The organism is Brooklawnia sp., assembly GCF_032229645.1.
Taxonomy (GTDB): Bacteria; Actinomycetota; Actinomycetes; order Propionibacteriales; family Propionibacteriaceae; genus Brooklawnia.
Map to the genome: position 1 here is coordinate 1 of NZ_JAVTWX010000064.1, position 10344 is coordinate 10344.

The 10344-nt window shown below is 65.4% G+C and carries 8 protein-coding genes; 5 read left to right on the plus strand and 3 right to left on the minus strand.

Annotated features, from left to right (window positions below; all coding sequences use genetic code 11):
- Positions 1 to 384: 384 nt before the first annotated feature.
- Positions 385 to 1191, minus strand: a complete 807-nt coding sequence (locus AAFP05_RS04565; protein WP_341728671.1) for an IclR family transcriptional regulator — start codon at positions 1189 to 1191, stop codon at positions 385 to 387.
- A 120-nt stretch (positions 1192 to 1311) separates the two neighbouring features.
- On the opposite strand from AAFP05_RS04565, the gene eda reads away from it, so the two are divergent.
- From eda to AAFP05_RS04585, 4 genes are read left to right on the plus strand one after another with little or no spacing between them, the layout of a single operon-like run.
- On the plus strand, positions 1312 to 1956 hold the full coding sequence (gene eda / locus AAFP05_RS04570) for a bifunctional 4-hydroxy-2-oxoglutarate aldolase/2-dehydro-3-deoxy-phosphogluconate aldolase (RefSeq protein ID WP_341728672.1): 645 nt from the start codon (positions 1312 to 1314) through the stop codon (positions 1954 to 1956).
- Positions 1953 to 3059: a sugar kinase gene (locus AAFP05_RS04575; protein WP_341728673.1), complete on the plus strand. Its 1107-nt coding sequence runs from the start codon at positions 1953 to 1955 to the stop codon at positions 3057 to 3059. Before eda ends, AAFP05_RS04575 begins: the two co-directional genes overlap by 4 nt.
- A 33-nt stretch (positions 3060 to 3092) precedes the next feature.
- Positions 3093 to 3707 (plus strand): class I SAM-dependent methyltransferase, encoded by a 615-nt coding sequence (locus AAFP05_RS04580; RefSeq protein ID WP_341728674.1) that lies wholly within the window; start codon positions 3093 to 3095, stop codon positions 3705 to 3707.
- A 42-nt stretch (positions 3708 to 3749) separates the two neighbouring features.
- Entirely contained in the window at positions 3750 to 4670 is a 921-nt protein-coding gene (locus tag AAFP05_RS04585; RefSeq protein ID WP_341728675.1) for a pirin family protein, read from the plus strand.
- A gap of 60 nt (positions 4671 to 4730) precedes the next feature.
- On the opposite strand, the gene AAFP05_RS04590 is transcribed toward AAFP05_RS04585, so the two are convergent.
- Positions 4731 to 6743 carry an AMP-binding protein gene (locus AAFP05_RS04590; protein ID WP_341728676.1) on the minus strand — a complete coding sequence of 671 codons (2013 nt, stop codon included), beginning with the start codon at positions 6741 to 6743 and terminating at the stop codon, positions 4731 to 4733.
- Positions 6744 to 7018: 275 nt separating this feature from the next.
- Here AAFP05_RS04590 and AAFP05_RS04595 point away from each other — a divergent pair, with 275 nt between their 5' ends.
- A complete protein-coding gene (locus AAFP05_RS04595) occupies positions 7019 to 9151 on the plus strand; it encodes a hypothetical protein (RefSeq protein ID WP_341728677.1) in 2133 nt (710 codons plus the stop codon).
- Positions 9152 to 9161: 10 nt separating this feature from the next.
- On the opposite strand, the gene AAFP05_RS04600 is transcribed toward AAFP05_RS04595, so the two are convergent.
- Positions 9162 to 9965 carry an META domain-containing protein gene (locus AAFP05_RS04600; RefSeq protein WP_341728678.1) on the minus strand — a complete coding sequence of 268 codons (804 nt, stop codon included), beginning with the start codon at positions 9963 to 9965 and terminating at the stop codon, positions 9162 to 9164.
- Positions 9966 to 10344: the final 379 nt, after the last annotated feature.

Sequence of the window (10344 nt, forward strand, 5' to 3'; positions counted from 1 at the left end):
CGGGTTCGCCGATGGGTGAAATCCGTGCCCTGCTCCGCAGCGGCTGCCGGTTTGGACGCCCTGCTCCGCAGCGGCTGCCGGAAGTAGCAGCGACTACCGGCTATTCGCTAGCTGTTGTGATTAGCGGTAGTCGATGCGGTGGCGGCGGGCATTTGGCCAGCTGCGGCGGACGTGAGGTCGGGGCTCGCGCACCCACCCCCTGGGACGCGAGCCCCGACAGCCGATCGCACATCGGCAAGCCGGGGGGACTGCCGGAAACGACCGTGTAGACAAGGATGCCACGGGTTAACCCAACATGCCAGCCGGAGCTCGGAGTTGTCAGCCATATCTCAGGTTTCTTGATCAAACGGCTGATGACTACGGCTGTTGCCTCCGCTGCCTGGGTTAGGCCTTTAGCTTTCGTCGATCGTGAGTCAGCGCGACGGGCAGTTCGACGTCGTCGGGCAGCCGGGGTGGCACCAGCTCGGCGATTCGGGCAGCAACCTCGGCGATCCGCTGATCGTCGACATCGCTGGCAAGCATGGTCACACTGAGGGCGGCGATCGCGCCACCATTCGACAGCAGCGGTACGCCAAGGCAGGCGATGCCGGGTTCGTTCTCCTCGATCTCGGTGGCGTAGCCGCGCTGGCGCGCCGCGGCCATCGCCTGGCGCAACTGTGCCACCTCGATCTCGGAGTGAGCGAAGGCGTCCAGCTGATCGTCCGGGATCGGACGGTAGGCGAGGATCGCGCGGCCCAGCGACGTGGTGGCGGCCGGTGCGTTGCGGCCCACCTGTGACCAGACGCGGATGGCCTTGTCGGGCTCGACCTTGTCGACGTAGATGACACGATCGCCGTTGAGGACACCGAGGTGCACCAGTTCGTCCACCTCACGGGCGAGGACGACGAGCGCGGGGTGCAGCGACTGGGCGAGCGCGGCGGGACCGAAGTAGTTTGCGCCCAGGCCGATTGCTGCAGCGCCGAGCCGATAGCCGCCGTCGAGGTCCTGGGAGACGAAGCCGCGGGCGCGCATGGTGGCCAGTGCACGGTAGGCGGTCGACTTGTTCAGATTCAGGTGCCTGCAGAGCGCGGTGAGCGGAACGGGCTCCGGGCCGGCCTCGGCAAGGCCGGTGAGCAACGTCAGGGCGCGATCGATTGCCTCGATGGGGGCCGGGCCGCCGGGGTCGGGCACGCTCGGATTCGTGATGCTCATGCACGAAGTCTGCCACTTGGCGGGGCGTTCTGCTATCATATATTTCAGTTAATGACTCGCGGGTTTCGCTGACTGAAACGAGTGAGTCCTGTTCACCTTGTCTCTATGAGGAGAGTGCAGATGAGCGTCACTCTTGACGACATCACCCGCTACCGCATCGTTCCTGTTGTGGTGCTCAACGACGCAGCGAATGCCGCCGGGCTCGGCGAAGCGCTCGTTGCCGGCGGCCTGCCGGTCGCCGAAGTGACCTTCCGGACGGCCGCGGCGCCAGATTCCATCAAAGTGCTCGCCAAGCGCGATGACATCCTGGTCGGCGCCGGAACCGTCCGCTCGGTCGCGCAGGTCGAGCAGGCCGTCGACGCCGGCGCGTCCTTCATCGTCAGCCCGGGCCTGAGTGTCGACGTCGTGAAACGCGCTCAGGAACTGGGTGTGCCGGTGCTGCCGGGCGCGGTCACCCCGAGCGAGATCATGCGCGCCCATGACCTGGGCCTGAGCACCGTCAAGTTCTTCCCGGCCAATGTCTACGGCGGCGCGGCGGCCATCAAGGGCCTGTCGGCGCCGTTCGCCGACATCAAGTTCATCCCGACCGGCGGCGTGAACGTCAACAATCTCGGCGAATTCCTCGGCTTGTCCTGCATCCCGGCTGTCGGTGGTTCCTGGATGGTGCCGGCCAAGACGGTGGACGCGGCTGAGTTCGACAAGATCACATCGCTGACACGTGAGGCCATGGAGCTGGTCGCCAAGCTGAGCGGAGACAACCAGTGAGCGTGGAACTGGGTTTGAAGGCTGCCGAAGGCTGCCAGTGGGATGCCCTGAGCCTGGGTGAGATCATGCTGCGGCTCGATCCGGGTGACGGACGCGTCCGCACTGCCCGCGAGTTCAAGGTCTGGGAAGGCGGCGGCGAATACAACGTCGTCCGTGGTCTTCGCAAGGTCTTCGGGCTGCGCGCGGGCGCGCTGACCTCATTGGTGGACAACGAGGTCGGCCACCTGGTCGAAGACTTCGTGATGCAGGGCGGCGTCGACACCTCCTTGATCCATTGGGTGCCCAACGATGGTGTCGGACGCACCGCCCGCAACGGCCTGAACTTCGTCGAGCGCGGTTACGGCGTCCGCGGCTCGGTCGGGGCGAGTGACCGCGGGCACACCGCGATCAGCCAGACCAAGGCGTCCGATTGGGATCTGGACGACATCTTCAACGTCAAGGGCGTGCGCTGGCTGCACACCGGCGGCATCTACGCGGCCCTGTCTCAGACCAGCGCGCAGGCCGTCATCGATGTCTGCAAGGCCGCCAAGGAATCTGGCACCCTGATCAGTTACGACCTCAACTATCGTCCGAGCCTGTGGAAGTCGATCGGCGGACAGACGAAGGCGCAGGAGGTCAACCGCGCGGTTGCGCCCTATGTCGACGTGATGATCGGCAATGAGGAGGACTTCACCGCCGCGCTCGGCTTCGAGATCGAGGGCGTGGACGAGAACCTTACCGTGCTGCCGTTGGACAGCTTCAAGAAGATGGTGGAGCGGGTCGCCGACGCGTACCCGAACCTGAAGGTGATCGGCACCACGCTGCGCGGCGTGAAGTCCGCCACCATCAACGACTGGAGCGCTATCGCCTGGTCTCGTGCCGGTGGCCTGGTGAAGGCAACTCAGCGCGACGATCTGATGGTCTTTGACCGGGTGGGTGGCGGCGACTCGTTCGCGTCTGGCCTGGTGTACGGCCTGATCTCGGGCGCCGATCTGGAAACTGCGGTCAACTATGGTGCTGCTCATGGTGCACTGGCGATGACCACTCCCGGCGATACCTCGATGGCGACCAAGGCAGAGGTGCTGAAGCTGGCCGGAGGCGGTTCGGCTCGCGTCGATCGCTGATCGATTTCTTTTCGCCCGCATATCCTGGACGCCATGCCCGGACCCACAGAGAACGTCTGGCTCGCCACGGTGCGCGCCAATCCCGAACATGCCAGCAACTATGCACGCAGGTGGAGCAACTTCGTCGCCGAGGGACGCGATGTCTACGGTGAGGCGCGCACGATCGATGCCATGGCCGAGCGCGGCAGCCGGATTCTGGACGCAGGCTGCGGCACCGGACGCATCGGCGGCTGGCTCGCCGAGCGCGGCCACGAGGTGGTCGGCGTCGACCTCGACGAGACGCTGATCCGGGTCGCCCGTCAGGACTGGCCGCAAGCCAGCTGGGAGGTGCAAAACCTCGCGGATCTCAATGTGGTGACCGATACCGGCGTCCAGGCGGAATTCGACCTCATCGTCTCGGCGGGCAACGTCGTCACTTTCTTCGCCGACGCCGAGCGACGCCCCGCGCTCGCCCGGATGCAGGACCACCTGGCGCCGGACGGACGCCTGGTCGTCGGCTTCGGAGCGGGCCGCCGCTACGATTTCGACGAGTTCGAGGCCGACGCCGCGCATGTCGGACTACGGCTCGACCAGCGCTACTCGACCTGGACGCTGCGTCCGCCCGCGAACGGTTTCCTGGTGGCGGTGCTGTCCAAGCGCCCGGACTAGCTCAGAACCCGCCGGGAGCGGATCGTGCGGCATAGTTGAGGTGTGAACGCCGTCGATATCAAGCAGCCGTATCGGGCCTCGTTGGGAACCGCCGATCAACTCACGATCAACCGGTTGGTGCCGCAACGGGGCCGGGTGATGATCGGCGCCTGGTGCCTGCTCGACCACTTCGGTCCGGACGCTCCGCAACTGCGTGTCGCCGGGCATCCGCATACTGGCCTGCAGACAGTGACCTGGCTCTTCGACGGCGAGGTCCGGCATCGCGACTCTCTGGGCACCGACACTCTCGTGCATCCCGGCGAGGTCAACGTCATGACCGCCGGCTGGGGCGTCACACACACCGAATACGCCACGCCCGGACCGCTGCATGGCGTGCAACTCTGGGCGGCGCTACCTGCGGACGTGCGCTTCCGGGACCCCGGTTTCGAGCAGTTCGCCAGCGAGCCGGTGCGGATGGGTGACCACGAGGTCGCCGTCTTCGTCGGCGAGTTCGGGGACGCGGACTCTCCCGTCCAGGTCCATTCGCCGCTGTGCGCAGCAGAGATCCGTTTCACCACCGACGATCCACTGGTCGTCGACGTGCCCGAGAGCTGGGAGTTCGGCGTGCTGGCCGATTCCGGCACGGTTCAGGTGGACGACACCCTGGTGCCGGCCGGCAGCCTCGGCTATTCGGCGCCCGGACGCCGCCGGCTGCGGCTCCGGGCCCACGCGAACGCCGGCGAGATCGTGCGCGCCGTCGTCATCGGTGGGGAGCCGTTCGGCGAGGACATCGTCGGCTGGTGGAATTTCGTCGGTCGTAGCCACGAGGAGATCAAGGCGTGGCGAGCCAACTGGCAGGCGGGCATCGGGGCGGAGCGCGGCGGTGACAATCCGGGCAACTTCACCATGACGCCGCGCACCGACGACGAGCCGGAGTTGGTGGCCCCTGCGCTGCCGCCGGTGAGGCTGCGTCCACGCCGCTGATCTTTGGGGACGCGATCTCCTATGCTGCTGGCTTCCTGACCCGTCTTGCCCTTAGGGCCCTTAGCGGCTATCCGAAACGCTATCCGATTGCGGCGCATTCTCGTCGTCCTGCTCAGGATCGCGGGCGCCGAGCACGTGATCGCGCCAGATAGCTAGCCGGGTGGGCAGGTCCAGCTTTTCCAACCGCTCACGCAGCACGCTGCTCTCATCGTCCATCCATGAGCGCACGCCGGTGTCGAGGTTCTCCAGCCGCTCGCGCATCTGCTGGCCGCTGTTCTCCAGCCGATCGTGCAGATCATCCCCGGTCTGGCTGAGCCATTCGCGCACGTCGGGGCCGATCTCGTCGAGCCGGTCCCGCCATTTGGGGCTCAACTTGGCCAGTTGGTCGCCGAAGTCGCGGCGTTCCAGTCGGCCCCGCACCTCGCGGCGCAGCACCTTGCCCATCTCGTTGCGCGGCAGCTCACTGACCACGAAGAAACGGCGGGGCACCTTGTAGGCCGCCAGCCGCTCTTTCACCGAATGCCGCAGCTCGTCCACATTGGGTAGCAGGCCATCGGTCGTGACGACAGCGGCGACGACCTCTTCGACGCCGAGTTCGTTGGCCAGGCCCACGACTGCGATCTCCCGGATGCCGTCGTGATCTCGCATCGCCTGCTCGACTTCGGACGGATAGACGTTGAAGCCGCCCGTGATGACGACCTCCTTTATCCGGTCGACGATGTGTAGGAAGCCGCGCTCGTCCGTGACCGCTACGTCACCGGTGCGAAACCAGCCGTCGTAGAAGCTGTCGGGTTCGCCACCGGGCAGATTGCGGTAGCCGGAAAAGACTTGCGGGCCCTTGGCCAAGATCTCGCCCGGCTCCCCGAGCGGCACCTCGCGGGACGGATCGTCGGGGTCGGTGAGCTTAATCTGGGTATCGGGAAACGGGACGCCGATCGAGTCGGCAGTGCGGTCGAGATTGACCGGGTTACCCGCCAGGATCGGTGAGCATTCGCTCAACCCGTATCCCTCGATCAGCAGGCCACCGGTCGCCTTTTCCCATTTGTCGATCAACTCGCCACGCAACGACATCGCCCCCGAGATACCGGTGCGAATGCCCTGCAGCGATACCCCACGCTCGGCGGCGCCGTCCACGATGCGTTCGAATAGCGGCGGCACTGCGATCGCCACGGTCGGCGTGCGGCGTTTGATCGCGTCCAGAATAAGCCCGGTCTCCGGCTTGGGGATGAGGTGCAGCATCGCGCCGTCGGTCAGCCCGGCGTTCATCGATAGCGAGCAGCCGAAGACATGGAAGAGCGGCAGACAGGCGAGAAAGACGTCTCGTCCGGGTTTACGCGGGGTCACCCACTCGAGAGCCTGAGTGGTGGACGCGAGCAGGTTCGTGTGGGTGAGCGGCACGCCCTTGGGAGTGCCGGTGGTTCCCGACGTATAGAGCAGCAGTGCGATGTCGTCCGGCTTCGGACGAAGCGTGCTGGGTACCGGGCGCGTGGGCTTGAGCAGCTTCTCGAAGATGATGGTGCCTTTGGCCGGACGCGAGAGCTGGTCGCGGCTCTGCCGGGCCTTGGCGATCGGCAGTCGCAGCATCAGGCGTTTGAGCCGCGGCATCGCGGCGATCATGTTGATCGAGATGATGGTCCCAGGGCGCACCTCGTCGGGTAGCTCCTGCAGCGCATGGGCGGAGGCATCCCAGACGATCGCGACCTTGGCGTGATGATCGCCGAACAGCGGGGTCAGCTCGCGGGTCGTGTAGAGCGGATTGTGCTCCACGACGGTGGCCCCGCACGCCAGGACGGCGTAGAAAGCGATGACGTGCTGGGGGCAGGTGGGCATCAGTAGCGCCACATGGTCACCCGGACTCACACCCAACTCGGATAGCTGCCCTGCGACGTTGCTGACCGCACGCCGCAGCTCGGTGAAACTGGTGTGGGCGCCGAAGAAGTCGAGAGCCGGTCGATCATGATATTCGCGGGTGAAGCGGTCGAAACCGTCGACCAGCGTGCCGCCGGGGTAGTCAAGTGTGCGCCGTACTGCGGGATCGTAGGCGGCTGCCCATAGCTCATCGAGCGTTGACAAGTTCGCTCCTTTGCGTCTTCGCCCGATTGCTCGTCAACCGGCTGCCTCAAGGGTATTGCTCACGGCGCGGATTCGACTATTCACGGACCCCTACGTCGGCTGTGGATCTTTGTGGGGTTTCCACGGCTGCGCATGATCTGTCGCCCACCTGATGAATCGCTAGGCCAGAACGGCCCCGCCGGTGGGACGAGAAAGATCCCGCGCGCCTGGAAGCCGCGTGATATCCCCTACCGCTGGGTAGTCCCCCGAGGGGCGGAATGAGGCACAATGTCCACATGCAGACCGGCTTCCCGGACGCACCCGAGATGCCGAGGGTGCGATTGCGGCGTACCGGGTTGATGTCGGCATTGCTGGCGGTCACAACCGGTGCAGTGGCCGTCGGCTATTGGTGGAGCCGCAGGCGGCCCGGACGGCCGCCAGAGCCGCCGAGGGGGCTCAGCCAGGTCGAGGCCGACGCGGCATACGCCAGCGGCGAAGCCAAGGCGTCGCAGCGCTCGTTGGTCCGTTCGGCCGGGAGAATCCGCCGTGAGTCGGTATTCACCGTCTTTCATGTGAACCTGATCGGCCTGGCGCTGGTGCAGCTGCTGCTATTGCATGAATGGCTGTCCGGGATACTGACGCTGGTCATGCTCGGGGTGAGCATCGCGATCCGTTGGCTACAGGAGAAGCTTGCGGTACGCCGGCTTGCGAAGGTATTGGATCTGGCGGCGCTGCGCTTCACCGTGGTGCGCGATGGCCAGACGCGCGATGTGCCGCCCGAGCAGGTGGTGCCCGGCGATCTTCTGCTGGTCGGCCCGGGAGACCAGATTCTGGCCGACGGCGTCTACCATGGCCCCGCGGCAGCGCTGATCGATAGCTATCCCGCGGACGGAATCCGGGGGCCTCGCCGGTTGCGGCCGGGCCGCCGGGTGCTGGCCGGGAGTTTCTGTGTGTCCGGTGACGGCAGCTATCTGGCCGAGAAACTGGGCCCCGATACCCGGATGAGCAAGCGGGCAGCGCGCGGTCTGCGGGAGTCACAGCAGAGCCCGCTGGAACAGGTGATGTCCAAGATCTTGCAGGCGCTCTTGGTGGTGGTGATCGTCTATGCGGGCCTGTATCTGGCAGAACTGAGCCGCCTCGACATCGGGGCACCGCTGGAGGCATTCGTCGACGCGGCCCCGGTGGTCTTCGATCTGGTGCCCAGCGGTCTCTACCTGATGATCATCATCAGCTACATCGCGGGTGCCGCCGACCTCGCACAGCACGGCGGTGTCGTCACCCGAGCCCGCTCGATCGAAGCGCTGGCCGAGACCACCGTGATCTGCTTCACCGAGGAGAGCATTTTTACCGCATTGAGTGAGATCGGAGAATTCACAGACGCCGGGGTGCAGGTGAAGGTGTTCGTCGCGGATGCCGCCCCCGACTATCTCGACCGGCTCGTCGAGCGCGGAATTACTTCAAGAGATGCCGAATATGTACGCTCCAGGGGCATGATCTCACGCGATGACCTGAGGCGGCAGGCACGCTCCGGCTGGGGTCGGATTGCCCGCGAGAACGCACTTTTCGGTGGCCTGAGCCCCGCCGAAGTAGCAGAGATGGTGCGGGAGCTGCGGGTGGGCGGAGATCATGTGACCGTGGTCGGCGATGGTGTCGCCGATTTGGCCGCCATGGCCGAGGCCGATGTCGCGGTGGCTCAACCCGGCGCCACCCAGGCCGCGCTCGCGATGGCCGACATCTACCTGCGGGAGAACTCACCGCGAGCTCTGCTGGCCATGCTGAGACGCGGGCAGACGATCGTCCAAGGGCTGCTCAATGTGATCAAACTGGATCTGACGCTCGTGCTCGCCACAGCCGCCTTGATCATCATGGTGCGGCTGTTCAGCAGCGGGTTCCCGCATGCGGCATCACACGACACTGCGCTCGGGATCATCGCGGTGACGATACCTTCGTTGGCGTTGGCCGCCTGGTCGGGGGCGGGACCGGTGTCCACCCAGGGATACGGGAAAGTGATAGCCCGGTTCGTGTTGCCTGCGGGGCTGGGGCTCTCGCTGGTGAGCTTGGTGGTCTACCACTACTTTCTCTCCTCGTCCGGCCGCATGATCTATGCGCAACAGGCAGTTGCCTATGTGCTCATCTATGCCGGGCTGATCGTGGCCCTCATGACGCTGCACTCGGGCAAGATGGTGGCGCTGGTGACGGTCCTGATGGCCATCGCCACGGTGCAGCCGCAGATTTCGCTGGCCAGATGGTTCTTCGGTCTTGACTGGCTGAGCGACCCTGTTCACTACCTGATAGTGGGCCTGGCCGTGCTGGTTTGGGCGGCGGGCGTGCTGGTGCTGTGGCGGCTCCTCGGATTCACCGAGCGGTTGCGGCACCGGGGAGGCCAGCGCGTGCAACTGAGGCCGTCCGGTGAACGAGCGGCCGGCTGACGGGTGGGCGTCAGACCCGGGTGAACTGCACGGCTATGGCGTCGTCCGCGGTGCGGAACTCCAGGCGCGGGCCCTCAATGTGGTAGGTGGCGGCAGTCTCGAGTGCGGCCAGCAACCGGGTTTCCTGATTCATGGTTCCCTCCGGCTCGGCGCAGAACATCTGGGTGGTTGCCAGAGGAGAGAACTTGATCGTGCCAGCTGCTGTCGTGAAGCCGCCTACCACCCGGTTGCATCCGGCGGTTCCGGAGACCTGCCCATCGGCGCCGAAATCGATAGCCGGCGCGGTGCCGTCCAGGACACTGACGACCGCCTCATCGCCATTGTTGAACGCGGTGACCAGCCAGCTGGTGCCGGCGAGATCTTGGGATTGTGCGGTGAAGGTGGCCACGATGCTGCCGTCTTGGTCGGACAAGGTCAGCGTGGTGTTCTCGATGGTGAAGGCGGACGCCGACTTGAGAGCCTCGAAGAAGGCGAACTCCTGGGTCATGATGGGCTCATCGCAGGCCATCATCGTCGAGACGATGGAGTCGTCCACGTCTATCTGGCTGCCGTCAGCTGTGAAGTCGCCGCCGTAGACGTTGCAGCCGCCGACCCCGCCCAGCCCGCCTTGATCGTTGAAGGTCAGGGACGCAAAGGTGCCCTCGACCACCGGCTGGCCGTTCAGCTCTTCCAGTAGCCAGGTGGGGCCGATCAGGCCCGACCCGCCGCTCGATCCGGTGCCCGGCGTGCGGTCAAATGGAGTGTCGGTGACGGCACAGCCGGTGAACAACAGTGTGAGCATCACAACAGTGGTGGGCCAAAGTCTCTTGGTCATGAGGTGCGTCCTTCACATCGGCGTTGATACGGGAGAGCGTTCAGGACAATTGTGCCTTACGGACACAGCCGGTCACCTGACCCCCGAAGGGGGAGCGGCAAGGGTGATTGGGGCATTTGTCACGGGAGCGTCTCGGATGCGATTCTCGGCCTGAATCCGAGGTCTCCGGCGTGGAAGCCGCCGAGCACATCGCCGAAACCACCGTGCGATGCATATGGGCATGCCCAGAAAATGAAACGCGGATTATCGAAAGTTCGGATTTAGCGTGTTTGCCTTCGAGGCATGGCCAACTACCTGGTGCGACGCCACTACCTTGATCTGGCGTACCTGCACTCGATGTGTTGTCGCTGACCATGCCCTTCTGACGAGGCATCCGCCT